A 19,860-nucleotide genomic window follows, 5' to 3' on the forward strand; every position below is an offset into this window, starting at 1 on the left:
TTAAATTAAAATGTAGAAAATGATAACCCTCTCATTTTCTACATCACTAGTATATCTATATATCTATATATCTATAAATGTATATAAATATATCTACATTTATCTATAATCTATTTAAACCCAGTTTGTCTATTGGTATCTTTTTATCATTTCACCTAAGCCAGATGAAGCATCTGTTTCTCCTACGGCTGTAAATTTCCATTCTCCATTATTGCGATAAATTTCTGCAACGAATAACCCAGTTTTACCAGAATATTCTTCTGTTAAGTTAAAACGAAGCATCTCTTTATTGTCCGTTAGATTTACTAAACGTATAAAAGCATTTTGTATCATACCAAAATGTTGTTTACGCTGAACTGCCGCATAGATATTAACCACAAAAACTAACTTAGTTATATTTTGAGGTATGCTTGACAGATCAACCATAATTTGCTCATCATCTCCATCACCATCTCCAGTAAGATTGTCTCCCATATGCTGAATACTACCACATTTACTTTTTAAGTTCCCGAAATAAACCATATTTTCTTTTCCTCTTAGCTTATCATTTTCATCAAGCATTAGCACAGAAGCATCACAATCTATTTGTGCTTGCTTTCCACCAAATAAGCCTCCAAACAATCCCTTAGATGCTCGCTCCACTGGATCCCATCCAAGTCCGACCATTGTCTTTTTTAACCCAGGATTATCTTTTGTAAGATTTATCTTTTGACCTTTTTGTAAATTTATACCCATTTTGTCATCCCCTTTAAATATTCAGTGAATATTTATCCACTGATTAATTTAAATATCATATTGCTTTCTATGCATCAAGACCATAATTTTTACAAAGGGCTGCTAATCCACCTTGAAATCCACTTCCTGTCGCACTAAATTTCCATTCTCCATTGTTACGATATATTTCACAAAATACTAATGCAGTTTCTACTGAAAAATCTTCTGATAAGTCGTACCTTAGGATTTCTTCATTAGTTTCTTCATTTACCACTCTAACAAAAGCATTAGAAATTTGGCCGAAATTTTGTGCACGAGCTATTGCATCATGTATAGTTACTGTAATTGCAATTTTATCAATGTCTGTTGGTACTTTAGAAAATTCAATGATTAATTGTTCATCGTCTCCCTCGCCTTCTCCAGTTCTATTATCACCGGTATGTATAACAGCTCCTGTTGAATGCTCTAAATTGTTATAGAATATAAAGTCTAGGTCATTATTGGTTTTTCCATTTGAACCTACTAAAAAGGCTGAAGCATCTAAATCAAAATCTCCTCCACCTGAATATTTATTTGTATCCCAGCCTAGTCCTATAACTGCTTTAGCTAAACTTGGGTTAGTTTTAGTTAAATCTATTTTTTGACCTTTACTTAAGTTAATTGTCATAATTATTCCTCCTTATTAATCATCATTTCTTATGCTATTAATCATCATTTTTAATGCTGTTTATCATCATTTTTAATGCTGTTTATCATCATTTTTAATGCTGTTTATCATCATTTTCAATGCCATTTAATCTACACTAATTCCAAAGTTACTACAAAGCGCAGTTAATCCACCCTCAAAACCACTTCCTATTGCACTGAACTTCCACTCTCCGTTGTTACGATATAGTTCTGCTACTACCACTGCGGTTTCAATACTATAATCTTCACTTAAATCATATCTTATTAATTCATTATCATTATTTTCATTGAGAATTCTTATAAATGCATTAGATACTTGTCCAAAATTTTGGCATCTTTGAACAGCTTCGTGAATAGTTACAGTAAAGTTAATCTTCTCAATAGAAGATGGCACTTTACTCAGTTCAATTCTAATTTGTTCATCATCACCATCACCATCACCAGTTTTGTTATCTCCTAAATGTGTTACAGACCCTGCTGAGTCCTTTGGGTTATTATAAAAAATAAAATCATTATCAGATGTTACTTTCCCATTTGCTCCAACTAAGAAAGCCGCTGCATCTAGATCGAAGGAAGCTCCACCATCATACTTATTAGTATCCCATCCAAGTCCAACAATAACATTACTAAGGCCTGGATTAGCTTTCGTTAAATCTACCTTTTGACCCTTTTTTAAACTAATTGCCATAATAAATTCCTCCTCAGAAACCACTATATAATATATAGTCCTTCAATAATTAATTTTACTTATTAAAAATAAAAAGCTTATTATTAATCATTTCCAAAAATTCAGACAATAAACATCTTATCTGTTCATTTATAAAAAAAACTTTATTTTAGTCTAAATTATATAATATAATTAAACTAAAATAAAGCAACTATCATCATTACTATTATAACATTATTCCCCACTAAATACTAGATTACCAGTTAAATATCACTTACTGTTTTGTATATTTTTGGTGAACAAATAGCTATTCTGATAAAAGCAAGGTAAAAAATTCGATAATAGCTGATGGTTATGTTATAGAATTAATTGTTTAAAATAGCATTCTCTGCAAAAGCTGTAGGGTAAAGTCCTAAAGTTTTTTTTGAAGTTTATTAACTAATTCAATTTTTTTTTCTTTATCTATACTAGGTAATTTTTCAACGTAAACGCTTGTGCTTGGGAAAGCCATTGAAATTCCCTCTTGCTGTAAAATGTCCAGTATATTAAAATTAACATTTTCTTTTATTTTAAAATATTCATCAAAATCTGGTGTATCAGTAAAGAAACATATTAAAATATCTAAACTAGTTGCATTAAATTTATCAAATGTAACAAGGATGCCTTCCCTACTAACCTGTGAATAATTCTCTAACATATTTCTAATCTTATCCACACAAATCTCTAATTTCTCCCTAGAGCTATAAGTTAATTCTAAATTCAAATTAACCCTTCGTTTACCCCTTCTGCTAAAATTGGTTACAGCCTCATTAGTTAATTTTGAATTAGGCACTATTATTAATGCTTGATCAACAGTTCTTATTTTAGTAGTCCTAAACGAAATATCCTCTATGCTACCTTCTAATGTGTCACTATTAATCCAATCTCCAATAGTAAAAGGCTTATCTAATATTATAAACATACCTGCAATAACATTGGATGCCGCATCTTTAGCTGCTAATGCAAAAGCCAATCCTCCTAACCCAAGCCCAGTAACAAAACCTTGAATGTTATATCCCCACTTCTCAGCAATTATGGTAATAACTAACGCTACTAGCATCATTCTTAACGTTTTTGATATAAATGGGAATAATATTTTATCCACTTTTACATCATATGCTTTATGCATTCTCTCAAACAGCAGAGAAGATTCTCCAGTAAGATCATATAGTCCCCAACAAATTAAAATTATTACAGCAGAACTGAAAATCTTTTCTATAAATGAACTGTCAATTGGAACTCCTGCGATAATTAAAATTTTAAAAGCAAAATAAAATCCTAATACCTCAAAAAAGTTAGTTACAGGTTTTTGGAAAGCAGCTACTATTTTTGTATCTGTTTCAAATTTCGTTTTATTAACAAGTTTTAATATTATTTTGAATACATATTTTGCGAATATCTTTTTTAACAATACAAATAATGCGAAAACTGCGATAGCTATTCCTACATATTTTAATTTATAGGATGTTAAATCATTAAAAACCTCTTGTATTTTGTCTTTAGCAAAAAAGTCAACTATGGATTGGAACAAAACAACACACTCCTTTTTTTCTTATGTTAATATATATAATCATTTTAAGCTAATAATGTTATTTTCTCAATGGATTATATAGGAAGAAACAGCTTTTTATTAATATACAACGCTTTAAAATTATACTCTAGATGAATTTAGTTAATTTTCTTGTAAGGTATTATAAATTAAACGCCCTTATTTAACAGCTATTTATATTTCTATAAGACATATAAATAACTTCAGGGTATTTATATTCTCCCTCTGAAGTGGTTTATCGATCACCTTAGATACTCCTTGAATTGTAAACACTATTTAGCACCTTGACTTTGTACCGGTCTCATTATTTTTAAAATGTCCAACACGTACCCCCTTATAACTATTAAAATATGATGTTTGATTTTCTTTCTCCATATTATCTCCGTAATCTATATTTTTTTCATTAAATATATAAAAAAATGAAGTTAATTTCTTTAAATTTCTATCTGCTGGTTTATAAGTTGGATCAAACACATATGACGCTCTATAGTATTTACACGCCATAGCTGCATCGCCTTTATATTCTGAAATAACTCCTAGTAAATTGTACACTTCTGCCGAATGATCATTTTGAATCATAGCTGCATATAGATACATATGTGCTAGATCATATTTATTTGACTTTATTTCATTAATAGCTTCTTTTATATTATTTTGAAAATAACTTTCTTCATTACTATTTGTTAACATATAATCACCCCAGGTTATCCTTTCACTTTATATTTATAATTATATCTTATCAAAATCACCATGAACTTGATATTAAGAAAGTATAAAGATAAATCCTGATGTATAAAGATTATGTTAATATTTTAAGTTACGTCTTATTTTTTTGCAAAAAAAGATGAAGCTAAAAGCTTCATTTTTGAAACATTATTCATCTACTAAACGATAACCTACCCCAACCTCCGTTATGATATACTGCGGCCTAGCAGGATCCTTCTCTATTTTTCTTCTTATATTAGCCATAAATACCCTAAGAGACTGTGTATCATTCTCAAAATAACTTCCCCAAATCTCATCAACTATATATTTATGAGTTAACACACGTCCTGCATATCTTGACATTAGCTCAATTAGTTTGTATTCTATTGGTGTTAAATGTATCTCTTTATCTAAAATTATAACTTTACGTTTTTCAAAATCTATCTTTAAATCCTTAACCTTAAACACTGACTGCACATCGTTTTGTGACTTATTCTCTCCATTAAAATGTCTAAGTGCCACTCTAGTTCTAGCTAAAAGCTCTGCTACACTAAAAGGCTTGGTCAAATAATCATCTGCACCTTTATCTAAGGCTTCAACTTTTTCCCTTTCAAGTCCACGAGCTGAAACAACTATAATCCTAGCTTTTGTAGACTCCCTTACTTTCTCAATAACATTAAGTCCATCAATATCTGGTAACCCTAAGTCCAAAATTATTATATCTGGATTATGTGAAAAAATAAGTGTTATAGCCGCATTCCCAAATTCAGTTTCAATGCACTTATATCCCTGCGCTTCAAGCGAAATTTTCATAAATTTTTTAATAGGCTTATCATCTTCAACTATTAAAATCATAGGCTTCATATCCACTGCCATCACTCCTTATTACAGGTAAACTAAATCTAAAAGTCGCCCCACCAGAAGAGTTATTTAAAGCTTCCAAATATCCACCATGTGCCTCTATTATAGACTTACAAATAGCAAGTCCCAATCCTATCCCTCGTTTTTCTAGGGAATAACCCTTAGCCTTGGTATAAAACCTATCAAATATAGTTGGTATATCTTCTTCTGGTATGCCTTTCCCATTATCTGATACCTCAAAAACCACACTATCTTCCTTTTCTGTAACTTTAACTTCTATAATAGAATCACTCTGTGAATACTTGATGGCATTATCAATCAAATTAATAAACACTTGTTCTATTAATAATCCATCTACAAATAATATAACCATTTTTTCTGGTAGTTCAATCTTAATATTATGACTTCCCGAAAACCTTGTAACTCTCGATATAGATTCAGCAACAAGTTCTTCAACAATCTCTACATCTTTCTTAATTTCAAGCTTACCTTCATCTATCCGTGTCATGCTTAATATATTTTCAACTGAATGTATAAGCCAGCTTGTATCTTCATAAATTATTTCAAGAAGTTCTTTCTTGGTGTCATTATCAAGTACATCATAATTATCACTAATAGTAGAAACTGACCCTAATATTCCTGTTAGCGGAGTTCTTAAATCATGCGAAATTGACCTTAAAATATTGCCCCTAAGCCTTTCCGACTCAGTCTCTAAATTTATCTGTCTTTTCTTTTCGTATAACTCTTCTCTTTCAATAGCTAAAGCGATTTGTGTAGAAACGGACTCTAGAAGGATCTTTTCATTTTTTGATAACACATTTTCTTCTAAACATGCGATGCCAATAATTCCAAGAATCCTATTTTGCCCTTTAATGGGATGGTAATATCCAATACTATTTAAGGAAATTTCAGCTTCAATGCCAACTGATTTGCCTGTTTTAAAGCATTTTTCAATTGCTCCAACCTCTATATCTGACCTAAAAATACCCCTACTATATTCTCGATTAAGCATATATTCACTTGGCTGTTGCAAATTATTTTTATCATCTACTATAGCTATCATAATATTTCTGTTAAACATATCAACTAAATTATCGCCACAAAACTCAACTACTTGTTTTTTATTTCTTGCCGTAAGCAATGATTTATTAATTTTATATAAAATTTGCATTCTATTTTCACGTATATAAGATATCTTAGCTTGCGACTTAACTCTTGAAGTTAAAGTGCTTGTAATAATTGCTGCTATAAGCATTATAATAAAAGTTACTGGATAATCCGCTCTATAAGCTAGAAAGGTATAATATGGCACCGTAAATAAAAAGTTAAATGATAGCACTCCAATTATCGCGGCCAGTATACCATAACCATATCCATCAGTACTTCTTGATACGAATAATACACCTAAAATAAATACTATTATTACATTTGATTCATGTAACCCAATTTTTTTAAATATCAGAGATATTACAGTGGCTAAACTCATAATTACTATAGTTTTAACCACATTGGTAATCATTATTGTTTTAGGTTTGATTTCTTCATAATCACTATATTCATATTCACTAGAAATTTTGAAAAACTTCTCATCAAATTTACCTTTCTTCAAACTCCACATCACCTTCCTAATATATCTAAATATCGTTTATTTAAACTATGACTATCCTAAATGCCTCTTAATTAGCAATGCTAATCTTGAATAATCCATTACTTAAAAAGGATATCTAGTACTATGCTTAGTATGGACAAAATAGTTTTAGTTTTAAAGTTCTAAAAAAAGCATTTCATTTTGAAGTGCTTTTAGTAAATTTTATATATGAAAAAATTAAAGCAAGTGTGATGACTGTTAATATTATTGCTATACCTTTTTTATTGTTACTTATAGGGATTGCTACTTTGTGCCCAGGCTCTATAATTTTAACCGAGCTTGCATGGATATCCATATCCCCACCATGGTCCTTACAAGCCCTATTAAAAGTTCCATTTATCTTAACTATATCTCCCCTATAACCATACTTACCAAATTTTTTTATACTTTGAACTTGTTCAGATTTAATCCATATTCCCATAGCTGTGCTTCCATCATTGATGTTTACCCATGAATATTTACCTCTATTCATACATTCACCAATAGCTTCACCCTTTAATGTAATTTTACTATTATCAATATTTTTGCTATTTTCGATTAATTCATTAAAATTACTATATTCCTTTGCCATACATGATATTGAAAAGGAAAAAGCCAAAGTACACACTACTATTATTGTTTTAAAAGTCTTAACCATAATTTCTTTATGCCTCCAAATGTGACTCCTATTAGCGCAAACACAGATATGAATTCTAATCTTCCTAAATACATCGCAATTATATAATATACCTTCATTGCAGTAGGCATTGTAGGCGCCGTAATCCCAATGGATAATCCTACATTTCCTGTAACTGAAGCTGCTTCAAAAGCTGAACTGAGCACTGGGTATCCATAATAGGTTCCCAACGCAGTACCTATAAAAAATAATATTATATATAATATTATTATTAGGTAAGCAGATTTCACCATTGCATCCTCTAAGATAATTTCCTTTATATGATGAAATTTAAACACCTTTATTTTTCTATCAGAATTTAATAATTTGTTTACCTCTGCAATTATACTTTTAAAAACCAATCCTACCCTTAATCCTTTAAACCCACCTGCCGTAGAACATGCTGATCCACCTATAAGCATGGCTATTATAAGCATAACCACAGGAAAATCGCCCCATTCAGTTGCAAACTGTCTGGCATAAAGATTACCAAACCCTGTAGTTGTATGCGCTGATAATACATTATAAACACCTTTTCTGAAAACCGATATACCATTACTATATACACCTGAATTTGTTAGTTTTAACGCTGTAAAAAAAGAAATAATTAAAGCTGTAATAAAAAAACTCTGTGTTTCAATATTCCTGAATATTTCTTTTTTATTACCTTGCCATACTGCATAATGTAATGCAAAATTTAAAGAACCAATGACAAAGAAAATCATTGTTAATAACTCATAGGAAAGACTATGATAATACAGAATGTTTTGAGACATTGGTGCAAATCCACCAGTACTCCACGCAGACATAAAAATAAATAATCCATGAAAGAAAGCACTTACAGGCTGCATACCTATAAACATTCCATTAATCCAAAGCATAGTAGTACCTACAATTAAATACACAATACTTATTTTCCATATAATTCTTGCTGTGTTTTTTACATTAGGTACGAGTTCAGCATCCTTACCTTCACCAACATACATTTTGTAAGCACCTAAAGTATGGTTTACCATAAAACTTAAAGCTAGTACCACCATGCCTTGGCCTCCAACAAAGGTAAGAATGTGTCTCCACATATTTAATCCTAGAGAAAGATGGTCAAGATTTTGAATAAGTAGGACTCCTGTGGTTGTAAATCCACTCATAACATCAAAACATGCATCTAAGAAAGATGTTGTATTTCCACTAAGCTCATAAGGCACCGCACATAACAAAGTTAATATAAGCCATGAACTAGATGCAATAATTAACCCATGCTTCCATTGCAACCTTACTTTATCAACCTTGTCTTTACCTGTAAACATAAGAACTATACCTAAACTAACCGCTATATTTATACTAATAATAAAATCTAAAAGCGCGCTCCATTCCTTAAATATCAATGAGATCAATATGGGTATCAACATTAAACTTGCAGTTCCCATTATTACATAGCCTACATAAAAATTTATTATTTTAAAATCATCAAAGTTTTTTGTTATTTTTTTCATATAATCACCTTGCTAAAATCATATTAATGCCATATAAAATAAATAAAAATGTTAATGTATATCCTATCTCTGTAATTACTCCGCATACAATTTTTTTATTAGTCATAATATATTTACCCTCCAATTATAGATTTTTCTACATCATTTTTTTTATCTGTATTTGTGATAATAAGTACTTTATCACCTTCTTTTATATCTACGCAGCCTCTTGGAAAAATTACTTCCCCACTTCTTATTATTGATAGTATTACACATTCCTTAGGTATATTTAACTGCTCTACGGATTTATCTTTCCATGCGCTTCTTTTATCTATTTTTGCTTCTACTAATGTCATTTCTCCTTTATTAATGCTTTCTATAATTTTCAGTGGTTCGCTATTAAATTCACCCTCTATCAAATTGCAAATTACTTGTGTGCTACATACAGTCTTATCCACTCCTAACGCTTCGAAAATTGCTGTATTTTTAGGATTGTTGATTCTAGCTATTGTTTCATTAATATTAAAGTTTACTTTAGCCATCTGACATATTACCAGGTTTTCCTCATCTTTTCCCGTTACTGCAGCTACAACTTCAGCTTGCTCTATATCCGCATCTTCTAATACTTCAACATCTGAGCCATCCCCACATATTACATCTACTTCAAGTTCTTCGGCAACCTTTTCACAAATTTTTGTGTTTTTTTCTATTAACACTACCTGATGTTTTTTTTCTTTTAATGCTTTAACAAGATAGTATCCTACCTTCCCACCGCCAACTACTATTGCTCTCATCTAAGTTTCTCCTTCATTATTGCCTTTACTAACTTTTCTTTATTCTCCTTATTTATGCTACAAATTATTTTGTCACCCTTTTCCAATAGTTCATTTTCATTTGGTATAATAAGTTCCCCCTTTTTGGAAACTGCACATATCCTACAATTAAACTTATCTTCTATTTCTAAAATGTTATTAATTCTAAGTCTGTTTATTGTAATCTCCTCTATTGATATATCATTATTTAATATCAATAATGCATCTGATTTTTTATCTATTATTTTGTTTTTAATTATATTTATACTTACTTCAGTTGGACTTATAGTTTGTAGTCCTAGTTTTCTATAAATAAATTCCCTTGATGGATCAAAAATTCTAGCTATTACTTTAGGCACCTTAAATATATCCTTTGCAATTTGACTAGCCATAATATTTATATTATCTGCTGGAGTCATAGCTAAAAATATATCTGCTTTATCTATTCCCGCGTCTATTAATATATCATTATCTATCTCCACTCCTTTAATTCTAATTCCATTAAATCCACTTCTAAGTCTCTCCAGATTTTCCGCATGTTTATCCACTATTACCACATCATGACCGTCATTAGACAATTCCATAGCAAGTCCGCTACCTAATCTACCACAACCTATTATTACAATATACATAGTATGTTCTCCTTACTTAAATTTCTTTTAAAAAAACCATAGCTGAATTTAAAACTACTTTTAGTAAGTTAATATGAATTTACTATTAAATTTAAATACCATATGCATATTTTAAGCAATTATAGGAAATAATGCAACTTTGCATAACTGTCCTTAAAATCATTCTCCTACCTGTTATATGTGGTTTAAGAAATCTAGCAATTCTATTCTTTGTCTACATTCGTTTTTGTTCATTTTCCTCATAGTACTAACTTCATAATTGAGTATATAACTTACTTAAAAGAAGTAGAGTGTGTTTTTATCTATAATTTGCACATAACACATATTTTACATGTTAAAGTATTCACTTGTAGTTGATTATAATTAATAAAAGTGATATATAAACTTAAAAATACAGATGAGAATATTATCAGGATTATTATTTTATTTAAAATCCTTACTCAACTAAAATTAAGCTATAATTCTACACCATTAAGTGTTAAAATTATAGCTCTATATGTTTAACGACATTTCAGAAGGAAAGTCTCCCACTTCTATAAGTGGGAGTTACATACCCTAACAAATAGAAAACTTCAGTGGGAGTATAAATCTCCTTCTGAAGTCGTTAATGTTTCAGCTCCGCAGGAGATGATTTAATAATACAATTTTTCACTTGGGAAAGAAGGACTACTATGAAAAGAGCTTTAGTTGTAGATGATACAAAAAATATTCGTACGTTGCTAGGCATTTACCTTAAACTAAACAATTTTGAAGTTTTGATGGCTACTAATGGTCATGAAGCTTTATCATTAATTGATACTGTGCCCGTAGATTTAATATTTTTAGATATTAAAATGCCCGAAATAAGTGGCACAGAAGTTCTAAAACGAATTAGAACTAAAGGAATAACCGCTCCAGTAGTAATTATGACAGCTTTTGCCACAGTTAAAAATGCAGTGGATTGTACTAAACTTGGGGCAATTACTTATTTACAGAAGCCTTTTACTACAGATAAGATTAAAACTATTCTTGCTGAATTGACTACAAAAGATGATACCTATGATAAAAATATTGATAAAAATATTGAACACCAAATAATTACTATAAAATATTTAATAAATGAAGATAACTTAGAAAAAGCATTAGATACTTTAAAAGTGGTTTTATCCACCGATCCAAGTATTCCAGAGATTTATGAATTAATGTCTATAGTATATAGTAGACAAGGAGAATTAAAAAAATCGAAAATATTTCATAATATGTCGGAACAATGGAAATAAAAAAAAGCACTTCATAAAGAAGTGCTTTCTGGTGGCTTACCGGGGAATCGAACCCCGGACACCATGATTAAAAGTCATGTGCTCTACCAACTGAGCTAGTAAACCATGTTTACCTGGCGACAACCTACTCTTCCACAAGGTCACCCCTGCAGTACCATCGGCGCATTGAAGCTTAACCTTCGTGTTCGGTATGGGAACGGGTGTTACCTTCATGCCATAATCACCAGATTGAGAATATAAATATTCTCTGAAAATTGCACAGTGAATTAATCTTCTTCCTTTGTCAGAAGCTTAGTTTCTTTCTTACGAAAGAAATAGTTCCTGCGAAAGAAGTATATCGCATTACTTTTAATTATATATTTAGGTCAAGCCCTCGACTTATTAGTATTAGTCAGCTGAACATGTTACCATGCTTACACCTCTAACCTATCAACCTGGTGGTCTTCCAGGAGTCTTACTAACACCGCACTTACGTGCGAGTTATGGGAAATCTCATCTCAGGGTGGGCTTCACGCTTAGATGCTTTCAGCGTTTATCCCTTCCAAACATAGCTACCCAGCGATGCCACTGGCGTGACAACTGGTGCACCAGAGGTTTGTCCATCCCGGTCCTCTCGTACTAAGGACAGCTCCCTTCAAATTTCCTACGCCCGCGACGGATAGGGACCGAACTGTCTCACGACGTTCTGAACCCAGCTCGCGTGCCGCTTTAATGGGCGAACAGCCCAACCCTTGGGACCTACTTCAGCCCCAGGATGCGACGAGCCGACATCGAGGTGCCAAACCTCCCCGTCGATGTGGACTCTTGGGGGAGATCAGCCTGTTATCCCCGAGGTAGCTTTTATCCGTTGAGCGATGGCCCTCCCACGAGGTACCACCGGATCACTAAGCCCGACTTTCGTCCCTGCTCCACTTGTAAGTGTCGCAGTCAGGCTCCCTTCTGCCTTTGCACTCTTCGCGCGATTTCCAACCGCGCTGAGGGAACCTTTGGGCGCCTCCGTTACTTTTTTGGAGGCGACCGCCCCAGTCAAACTGCCCACCTAACAATGTCCTGTGACCAGATTCATGGCCTCCAGTTAGAACCTCAGTACTGTCAGGGTGGTATCCCAAGGATGACTCCACACAGGCTGACGCCCATGTTTCTCAGTCTCCCACCTATCCTGTACAGACAATACCGAAATTCAATGCTAAGCTACAGTAAAGCTCTACGGGGTCTTTCCGTCCAATCGCGGGTAGCAAGCATCTTCACTTGCACTACAATTTCGCCGGATGTGTTGTTGAGACAGTGCCCAAATCATTACGCCATTCGTGCGGGTCGGAACTTACCCGACAAGGAATTTCGCTACCTTAGGACCGTTATAGTTACGGCCGCCGTTTACTGGGGCTTAAGTTCATAGCCTCGCTTGCGCTAACTAATCCCCTTAACCTTCCAGCACCGGGCAGGCGTCAGCCCCTATACATCAGCTTTCGCTTTAGCAGAGACCTGTGTTTTTGCTAAACAGTTGCTTGGGCCTATTCTCTGCGACCTACTTTCGTAGGCACCCCTTCTCCCGAAGTTACGGGGTCAATTTGCCGAGTTCCTTAACAACAATTCTTCCGATGGTCTTAGGATTCTCTCCTCACCTACCTGTGTCGGTTTGCGGTACGGGCACCAATATCCTCGATAGAGACTTTTCTTGGCAGCGTGGAATCAGATACTTCAGGAATAAATTCCCTTCCCCATCACATCTCAGCGTTAAGAGCAAACGGATTTGCCTGTCTGCTCCGCCTAAATGCTTAGACACACATCCAATAGTGTGCACATCTTATCCTCCTGCGTCATCCCATTTCTAATAACGTCCATTGGTGGTATCGGAATATCAACCGATTGTCCATCACCTACGCCTTTCGGCCTCGGCTTAGGTCCCGACTAACCCTGAGAGGACGAGCCTTCCTCAGGAAACCTTAGGTTTTCGACCGTTAAGATTCTCACTTAACTCTCGCTACTCATGCCAACATTCTCACTTCTGTACCGTCCACCACTCCTTACGGTATGACTTCAGCCAGTACAGAAAGCTCCTCTACCGCGTACACAATTGTGTACACCCATAGCTTCGGTGGTAAGTTTTAGCCCCGGACATCTTCGGCGCAGGATCTCTTGACTAGTGAGCTATTACGCACTCTTTAAATGAGTGGCTGCTTCTGAGCCAACATCCTAGTTGTCTTAGAAATCCCACATCCTTTTCCACTTAACTTACACTTTGGGACCTTAGCTGATGGTCTGGGCTGTTTCCCTTTTGACTACGGATCTTATCATTCGCAGTCTGACTGCCGAAATAAAAGTATATGGCATTCGGAGTTTGATAGGGTTCAGTAACTGTTGTCAGCCCCTAGCCCATTCAGTGCTCTACCTCCATTACTCAATTAATCGACGCTAGCCCTAAAGCTATTTCGAGGAGAACCAGCTATCTCCGAGTTCGATTGGAATTTCTCCGCTATCCACAGCTCATCCCATGGTTTTTCAACACCAACGTGGTTCGGACCTCCACGGAATTTTACTTCCGCTTCATCCTGGCCATGGATAGGTCACCCGGTTTCGGGTCTACGACATGCAACTATGCGCCCTATTCAGACTTGGTTTCCCTTCGGCTCCGTACCTTAAGTACTTAACCTTGCTACATATCGTAACTCGTTGGCTCGTTCTACAAAAAGCACGCCGTCACACATATAAAGTGCTTCGACCGGTTGTAGGCACACGGTTTCAGGTTCTATTTCACTCCCCTTCCGGGGTTCTTTTCACCTTTCCCTCACGGTACTTCTTCACTATCGGTCACTAGGTAGTATTTAGCCTTGGGAGGTGGTCCTCCCAGCTTCCCACAAGGTTTCACGTGTCTCGTGGTACTCTGGATTAGATCTGACTGTTTTTCCTTTTCATTTACAGGCCTATTACCTTCTGCGGAGCAGCTTTCCAGCTATCTTCAATTAAGGAATTGCAGTATTTATGATCTATCCTCAACCCCCAGGTCAAAGACCTGGGTTTGGGCTCTTTCCCTTTCGCTCGCCGCTACTTAGGAAATCGATATTTCTTTCTCTTCCTCCGGGTACTTAGATGTTTCAGTTCCCCGGGTCTACCTCTGCATACCTATTTATTCAGTATGCAGTACATAGTTGTTACTATGTGGGTTCCCCCATTCGGAAATCTTTGGATCACAGGCTATTTGCGCCTACCCAAAGCTTATCGCAGCTTAACGCGTCCTTCTTCGGCTCCTAGTGCCAAGGCATTCGCCATGCGCCCTTTGTAGCTTGACCTTGATTCTGTCTATTTACATAGACGGTTATATTAATTTTGCGAAATTGTATTAAATTAATTTATAAACTACTTGCGTAGTTTTAATTTTTTTAAAACAACTTTTTTCACTGTGCAATTTTCAAAGAACATTTTAAGAAAAACTATTCATTATCTAACTCCTAAGAGTTAGATAAAATTAGTCTCTCAAAATTAAACAGAGAACTAGGTACGATTAATTACAATAGATATTTTTGAAGAACAAATTAATATTCTTCTATTGCATCGACCGAAGTCAATACATCTACTCCCTAGAAAGGAGGTGATCCAGCCGCAGGTTCTCCTACGGCTACCTTGTTACGACTTCACCCCAATCATCAATCCCACCTTCGGCCGCTGGCTCCTTACGGTTACCTCACGGACTTCGGGTGTTACCAACTCTCATGGTGTGACGGGCGGTGTGTACAAGGCCCGGGAACGTATTCACCGCGACATGCTGATTCGCGATTACTAGCAACTCCGGCTTCATGTAGGCGAGTTGCAGCCTACAATCCGAACTGGGATGAGTTTTTGAGTTTGGCTCCACCTTGCGGTCTTGCATCTCTTTGTACTCACCATTGTAGCACGTGTGTAGCCCTAGACATAAGGGGCATGATGATTTGACGTCATCCCCACCTTCCTCCCGGTTAACCCGGGCAGTCTCACTAGAGTGCTCAACTTAATGGTAGCAACTAATGATAAGGGTTGCGCTCGTTGCGGGACTTAACCCAACATCTCACGACACGAGCTGACGACAACCATGCACCACCTGTCACCCTGTCCCGAAGGACTTCGCCCATCTCTGGGTTATGCAGGGGATGTCAAGTCTAGGTAAGGTTCTTCGCGTTGCTTCGAATTAAACCACATGCTCCGCTGCTTGTGCGGGCCCCCGTCAATTCCTTTGAGTTTTAATCTTGCGATCGTACTCCCCAGGCGGAATACTTAATGTGTTAACGGCGGCACCGAGGTTCGACCCCCGACACCTAGTATTCATCGTTTACGGCGTGGACTACCAGGGTATCTAATCCTGTTTGCTCCCCACGCTTTCATGCCTCAGCGTCAGTTACAGTCCAGTAAGTCGCCTTCGCCACTGGTGTTCTTCCTAATCTCTACGCATTTCACCGCTACACTAGGAATTCCACTTACCTCTCCTGCACTCTAGACACCCAGTTTCAAATGCAGCACCCAAGTTAAGCTCGGGTATTTCACATCTGACTTAAATGTCCGCCTACGCATCCTTTACGCCCAGTAAATCCGGACAACGCTTGCCACCTACGTATTACCGCGGCTGCTGGCACGTAGTTAGCCGTGGCTTCCTCCTCTGGTACCGTCATTATCGTCCCAGAAGACAGAACTTTACAACCCGAAGGCCTTCATCATTCACGCGGCGTTGCTGCGTCAGGGTTTCCCCCATTGCGCAATATTCCCCACTGCTGCCTCCCGTAGGAGTCTGGACCGTGTCTCAGTTCCAATGTGGCCGATCACCCTCTCAGGTCGGCTACGCATCGTCGCCTTGGTGAGCCGTTACCTCACCAACTAGCTAATGCGCCGCGGGTCCATCTCAAAGTGGAATTTTCTAAAAGAAAAATCCTTTGATGTTTCGATCATGCGACCAAAACATATTATGCGGTATTAATCTCCCTTTCGGGAGGCTATTCCCCTCTTTGAGGCAGGTTACCCACGTGTTACTCACCCGTCCGCCGCTAATCCACCCCGAAAGGTTTCATCGCTCGACTTGCATGTGTTAGGCACGCCGCCAGCGTTCGTCCTGAGCCAGGATCAAACTCTCAATTTAAAAGTTTACACTTTTTTAGTTGAAATGATTAATCTGCGACAACTGTTAAGTTGTTACGCAAGCTCATTACATACTTTTTAGTCTTACGACTAAATTTTACTTTATACTAAAGTAATTAACTGGTTTAACGAAATATTATTTCGCTATCTTTACCTATTTCTCTGTTTAATTTTCAAAGACCAATTTGCTTTGTCATCATGTGATGACTTCTACTATTGTATCTGTTATATCTTAAGTTGTCAACAGTTTTTTTAATTCTTTTAACTGTTATTCTTCTTAATCTTTCTTGCTTCATCACTATTGAACCGCAGCGACAATTAATATAATATCATCTTTCAAAAACATAATATTTTATTTTTTTCTTTCATACGACAATTATATACAGTATTCTTTATAATGCTATTATATGTTAAGTTTCTTTTGTACTGACACACTAGGAATAGTATACCTTTATACACCAAATAATATACCAGCTTCATCACATTATACTTAGTTATAAATAAAGTGTAAGCCCTCTACATTAAGAAAAAACTCAATAAAGAGGACTTGCAACTATTATATTAAATAATCACCTGCGGTGCTGCAACTGCTTCGCAGAAGATGCATCGACGACTTCAGAAGAAGATTTATACTGCCACTGAAGTTTTTTCTTTATTATAGTCCGTAACCCCCTCTTATACAAGAGGGGGACGTTCCTTCTAAAATGTCATTAAAAATTCGGAAGATTATCTAAGTTGTCTTCTGTGATACTATTGGGTGATGACCTTATAACATCATTCCCATTTCTATTTTTACCAACAATCACCGATTCTACTGTTCCCCTCTTTGCTAACGCTACAACCTTACTCACATCCAATTCTTCACCTGTACTAGTTAATACATTTGTGATATCTCCGTCTGCATTTTTTCTTACCTTAACTATCTTCATAAAAATACATCTCCTCGTTAATTAATATAAGTAGAATTCAACATCTAAATTTTTTTAATACTATATTGTTTTTTATGTTAGCTTTTACATCACATATTTAGTATTTCCCTTTTTACCATTGTTTTATTACTAAACTATTACAAATCATATAAATTAATATTTACTAACTATCCTTTTAATATAATGAAAGCATGTAACTAATTACATGCTTTCATTATATTAAATCCTCTCCTACGGAGCTGCAATATTAACCTATAGGGCTTTTAAATCCATTACCTTCAACCTCAGCTATATCAATTATAGAAATAAAAGCTTCTTGGTCTATAACTTTTATTACTCTCTTAATTTGTGGTAGTTGACCCAATGAAACAACACAATACACTATATTTTTTCTATGTTTAGTATATGCGCCTTCTCCATATAAAATAGTTACTCCTCTATTAAAATTACTCATTATCGCATCACTTACTTCTTTTTCTTTTTCTGATACTATTAAAAGCATTTTTCGTCGGTTTAATCCATTCATAACTTTTTCCATAACAGCCACCGTAATATACATAGAAATCAGAGTATATAATCCAACTTTAAAATTAAATAATACAGATCCAACAGCTACAATTAAGAAATTTATTGTAAAGCTCATTATACCTATTTCTATATCATATTTCTTTTTAGCATATATAGCTAAAATATCCATACCACCTGTAGATCCTTCATTAGAAAAAACAATTCCAGTCCCTATACCTGAAAGTATCCCGCCATATATACAGTAAAGAAGTCTATAAGACTCTTCAACAGGAGCAAGAACATTATTTAAAGATGAGGTAAGCATTAAACAAACCGATAGCGAAATGGTCCCCAATATCGTAAATGCAGTAAATTTCTTATTTATTTTTAATATACTTAATATAAGAAGTGGAATATTAAATATCAATAATGTAATACCCATTGGAAGATTGAAAATATACTGTAACATTAGCCCTATTCCTGAAAGTCCTCCACTAAGAAGCTTATTGGGAATAATAAATAAATTTATTGCAACCGCTAAAATAAAAGTGCCTAAAATAATAAGAACTATTTTCTTAAATAAATCTTTAAAATCAGTGCTAGATACCTTTTTCATAAACTATCTCCTTGTCTTTCTCTGAAATACAAAACAGCTATTAATTGGTTTGTACCATATATTTTTGTATCTTCTTCTATTATTATATACCATTTAACACTTAAAACAAGCAGAAGTACCATCCTATATTTTTATAATTTATACAATGAAAATAACAACTTATTTTATGAAAATAAATGCATTTATGTTACACTTAATTGAGGTGATTTTATGAATAATTTAGTAAATGATTGGAACGAGCTCTTATTAGAAGAATCTAATAAAGATTATTATTTAAAATTAAGATATTTTTTAAAAGAAGAATATGAAAAGGCGCAAATATATCCTGAAGTGCAGGATATATTTAATTCACTTAAATATACAGCATATAATGATGTAAAAATTGTTATACTTGGTCAAGATCCTTACCATGGACCTAGCCAAGCTCACGGTTTAAGTTTTTCTGTAAAAACAAATGTACCCATTCCCCCTTCTTTATTAAATATATATAAGGAATTAAATAATGATGTAGGCTGTTATATTCCTAATCACGGTTATTTAAAGAAATGGGCTGATCAGGGTGTTCTGCTCTTAAATACCGTTCTTACTGTTAGATCCGGAGAGGCTAATTCACATAAAAATAAAGGTTGGGAACATTTTACGGACAAAATCATTGCTTTATTAAACGAGAAAACAGAGCCTATAGTTTTTATTTTATGGGGGAACAATGCTCAGACAAAACAATCTCTTGTAACAAATCCAATACACTACATAATAAAGTCTGTTCACCCAAGCCCATTATCCGCATATAGAGGTTTTTTTAATAGTAAACCTTTTTCTGATGCTAATAATTTTTTAACTTCGGTAGGCGAAAAAAACATCGATTGGCAAATTGAAAATTTATAAATATATCACTCCAACTAAAAAAAACGTCTTAGAATTATCTAAGACGTTTTTGGTGGCTAGACCAGGAATCGAACCAGGGACACGAGGATTTTCAGTCCTCTGCTCTACCGACTGAGCTATCCAGCC

At 34.7% G+C, this 19,860-nt stretch carries 16 protein-coding genes, 2 tRNA genes and 3 rRNA genes; 2 read left to right on the forward strand and 19 right to left on the reverse strand.

The window, feature by feature from the left end; genetic code table 11:
• Positions 1 to 129: 129 nt before the first annotated feature.
• The 11 genes from ACWJJT_RS10700 to ACWJJT_RS10750 form a co-directional block, all read right to left on the reverse strand.
• Positions 130 to 735, reverse strand: a complete 606-nt coding sequence (locus tag ACWJJT_RS10700) for a TerD family protein (protein ID WP_216304200.1) — start codon at positions 733 to 735, stop codon at positions 130 to 132.
• 67 nt (positions 736 to 802) lie between these two features.
• Entirely contained in the window at positions 803 to 1,381 is a 579-nt protein-coding gene (locus ACWJJT_RS10705) for a TerD family protein (RefSeq protein ID WP_216304199.1), read from the reverse strand.
• A 126-nt stretch (positions 1,382 to 1,507) separates the two neighbouring features.
• A complete protein-coding gene (locus ACWJJT_RS10710) occupies positions 1,508 to 2,089 on the reverse strand; it encodes a TerD family protein (protein ID WP_216304198.1) in 582 nt (193 codons plus the stop codon).
• Between the two features lie 391 nt (positions 2,090 to 2,480).
• On the reverse strand, positions 2,481 to 3,638 hold the full coding sequence (locus ACWJJT_RS10715; RefSeq protein ID WP_462954723.1) for a mechanosensitive ion channel family protein: 1,158 nt from the start codon (positions 3,636 to 3,638) through the stop codon (positions 2,481 to 2,483).
• Positions 3,639 to 3,932: 294 nt separating this feature from the next.
• The gene (locus ACWJJT_RS10720) at positions 3,933 to 4,346 is read right to left on the reverse strand and encodes a tetratricopeptide repeat protein (protein ID WP_462954724.1); all 414 of its coding nucleotides are present in this window, start codon (positions 4,344 to 4,346) and stop codon (positions 3,933 to 3,935) included.
• A 183-nt stretch (positions 4,347 to 4,529) separates the two neighbouring features.
• Positions 4,530 to 5,231, reverse strand: coding sequence for a response regulator (locus ACWJJT_RS10725; protein WP_462954725.1), 702 nt, complete (start codon positions 5,229 to 5,231; stop codon positions 4,530 to 4,532).
• Positions 5,200 to 6,831, reverse strand: coding sequence for a DUF4118 domain-containing protein (locus tag ACWJJT_RS10730; RefSeq protein ID WP_462954726.1), 1,632 nt, complete (start codon positions 6,829 to 6,831; stop codon positions 5,200 to 5,202). The genes ACWJJT_RS10725 and ACWJJT_RS10730 overlap by 32 nt, the downstream gene beginning before the upstream one ends.
• Before the next feature lie 175 nt (positions 6,832 to 7,006).
• The gene (locus ACWJJT_RS10735) at positions 7,007 to 7,507 is read right to left on the reverse strand and encodes a hypothetical protein (RefSeq protein WP_462954727.1); all 501 of its coding nucleotides are present in this window, start codon (positions 7,505 to 7,507) and stop codon (positions 7,007 to 7,009) included.
• Positions 7,483 to 9,018 carry a TrkH family potassium uptake protein gene (locus ACWJJT_RS10740; protein WP_462954728.1) on the reverse strand — a complete coding sequence of 512 codons (1,536 nt, stop codon included), beginning with the start codon at positions 9,016 to 9,018 and terminating at the stop codon, positions 7,483 to 7,485. Before ACWJJT_RS10740 ends, ACWJJT_RS10735 begins: the two co-directional genes overlap by 25 nt.
• A gap of 113 nt (positions 9,019 to 9,131) precedes the next feature.
• Complete coding sequence (locus tag ACWJJT_RS10745; RefSeq protein WP_165413760.1) at positions 9,132 to 9,791, reverse strand: potassium channel family protein; 660 nt, start codon at positions 9,789 to 9,791, stop codon at positions 9,132 to 9,134.
• On the reverse strand, positions 9,788 to 10,441 hold the full coding sequence (locus tag ACWJJT_RS10750; protein ID WP_216304192.1) for a potassium channel family protein: 654 nt from the start codon (positions 10,439 to 10,441) through the stop codon (positions 9,788 to 9,790). The genes ACWJJT_RS10745 and ACWJJT_RS10750 overlap by 4 nt, the downstream gene beginning before the upstream one ends.
• Before the next feature lie 671 nt (positions 10,442 to 11,112).
• On the opposite strand from ACWJJT_RS10750, the gene ACWJJT_RS10755 reads away from it, so the two are divergent.
• Positions 11,113 to 11,700 carry a response regulator gene (locus tag ACWJJT_RS10755; RefSeq protein ID WP_462954729.1) on the forward strand — a complete coding sequence of 196 codons (588 nt, stop codon included), beginning with the start codon at positions 11,113 to 11,115 and terminating at the stop codon, positions 11,698 to 11,700.
• A 29-nt stretch (positions 11,701 to 11,729) separates the two neighbouring features.
• Here the strand turns inward: ACWJJT_RS10755 and ACWJJT_RS10760 are convergent.
• From ACWJJT_RS10760 to ACWJJT_RS10790, 7 genes are all read right to left on the reverse strand, one after another.
• A tRNA-Lys gene (locus ACWJJT_RS10760) sits at positions 11,730 to 11,805 on the reverse strand.
• Between the two features lie 6 nt (positions 11,806 to 11,811).
• Positions 11,812 to 11,928, reverse strand: a 5S ribosomal RNA gene (gene rrf, locus ACWJJT_RS10765).
• A gap of 133 nt (positions 11,929 to 12,061) precedes the next feature.
• Positions 12,062 to 14,987, reverse strand: a 23S ribosomal RNA gene (locus ACWJJT_RS10770).
• 292 nt (positions 14,988 to 15,279) lie between these two features.
• Positions 15,280 to 16,798, reverse strand: a 16S ribosomal RNA gene (locus ACWJJT_RS10775).
• Together the 16S, 23S and 5S rRNA genes with 1 tRNA gene alongside form the textbook arrangement of a ribosomal RNA operon.
• Before the next feature lie 172 nt (positions 16,799 to 16,970).
• The gene (locus tag ACWJJT_RS10780) at positions 16,971 to 17,093 is read right to left on the reverse strand and encodes a hypothetical protein (protein ID WP_268064038.1); all 123 of its coding nucleotides are present in this window, start codon (positions 17,091 to 17,093) and stop codon (positions 16,971 to 16,973) included.
• A 414-nt stretch (positions 17,094 to 17,507) separates the two neighbouring features.
• Positions 17,508 to 17,726: a DUF3892 domain-containing protein gene (locus tag ACWJJT_RS10785; protein ID WP_165415007.1), complete on the reverse strand. Its 219-nt coding sequence runs from the start codon at positions 17,724 to 17,726 to the stop codon at positions 17,508 to 17,510.
• Positions 17,727 to 17,973: 247 nt separating this feature from the next.
• Positions 17,974 to 18,849: a YitT family protein gene (locus ACWJJT_RS10790; protein WP_165415008.1), complete on the reverse strand. Its 876-nt coding sequence runs from the start codon at positions 18,847 to 18,849 to the stop codon at positions 17,974 to 17,976.
• 210 nt (positions 18,850 to 19,059) lie between these two features.
• Here ACWJJT_RS10790 and ACWJJT_RS10795 point away from each other — a divergent pair, with 210 nt between their 5' ends.
• Positions 19,060 to 19,734 (forward strand): uracil-DNA glycosylase, encoded by a 675-nt coding sequence (locus ACWJJT_RS10795; protein WP_462953396.1) that lies wholly within the window; start codon positions 19,060 to 19,062, stop codon positions 19,732 to 19,734.
• Positions 19,735 to 19,784: 50 nt separating this feature from the next.
• On the opposite strand, the gene ACWJJT_RS10800 is transcribed toward ACWJJT_RS10795, so the two are convergent.
• A tRNA-Phe gene (locus tag ACWJJT_RS10800) sits at positions 19,785 to 19,860 on the reverse strand.

This window comes from Clostridium sp. CM041 (assembly GCF_055081035.1).